Origin of the sequence: Pseudomonas avellanae BPIC 631 (genome assembly GCF_000444135.1) — a bacterium.
In the GTDB taxonomy this organism is placed as follows: domain Bacteria; phylum Pseudomonadota; class Gammaproteobacteria; order Pseudomonadales; family Pseudomonadaceae; genus Aquipseudomonas; species Aquipseudomonas avellanae.
The window spans coordinates 1-757 of record NZ_ATDK01000493.1 but is presented as its reverse complement, the minus strand read 5'-3'; the positions used below and the strand labels follow the sequence as shown (position 1 = coordinate 757).

Below are 757 nucleotides of genomic sequence, written 5' to 3'. Positions count from 1 at the left end.
TTTACCCGTGTCCCGCAACCTAAGTTATTGATAAAATTTGAATTTTACGTTAGTTAGTAGCTGGTTTTTTCGAAAACAGTACACTAGAGCTATTTTTCGTCACACCCAATCAGCATATCACCCACAGCTTGAAGTGGGCTGTCCGAGCTCAGTTCATTCTTACCCGCAATGGAAAAGAGCATTATTTCCCCGCGCCGACAGTGAAGGACGACACAAAATACAGCCACAATTTTAGCAAGCCTGAATTTTTCAAAATAAACCAACCCTTTTGGGCGGATGAAATAACTCACGAGGCCAAAACCAATGACTGATCTAAACAGATCTTCCAACTATCATCCCCAAGCATATAGAAGCGACAGCATACCAGAACAAAATAAAACCTCACACTGCGAGCTATTTTTATCAGGCGCAATCCGGTTGCCATGGTGCTCGACGCAGCGCGTATCAACCCTTGAACTTATGAGGGAGTCCACGCCTGAAAACATGAAATCCTGGGAAAAATCCGAACTAGAAAAAACAATAAATAAAGCTAACGGAACTTATGTGGCGCCTATTTTCGAGCATGTTGAACTTCATCAGAAATATGACCATGAGCATTTCAGATTCGCCCAACTCCCACTCTACATCTCAGATGTGGATTTATATGTTGCAGTTTGGAAAAGTAGGCTTCATTATTCTCTTTCCAATTTCAATAATCGGCGGTTTCAGAGGCTGAGTGCAACACCCGGCTATTGAGTTAGGGATGGACTCTCATGAT

1 protein-coding gene is annotated in these 757 nt (G+C 42.5%); it reads left to right on the top strand.

Translation table 11 applies throughout. From position 1 onward, the window contains the following. Window positions 1-303 precede the first annotated feature (303 nt). The gene (locus DW49_RS1000000133845; protein WP_229687609.1) at window positions 304-735 is read left to right on the top strand and encodes a hypothetical protein; all 432 of its coding nucleotides are present in this window, start codon (window positions 304-306) and stop codon (window positions 733-735) included. Window positions 736-757 lie beyond the last annotated feature (22 nt).

What these genes read in the sequence shown, in the direction of transcription:
- DW49_RS1000000133845 (WP_229687609.1), top strand. Translation starts at nt 304, where the DNA reads ATGACTGATCTAAACAGATCTTCCAACTATCATCCCCAAGCATATAGA.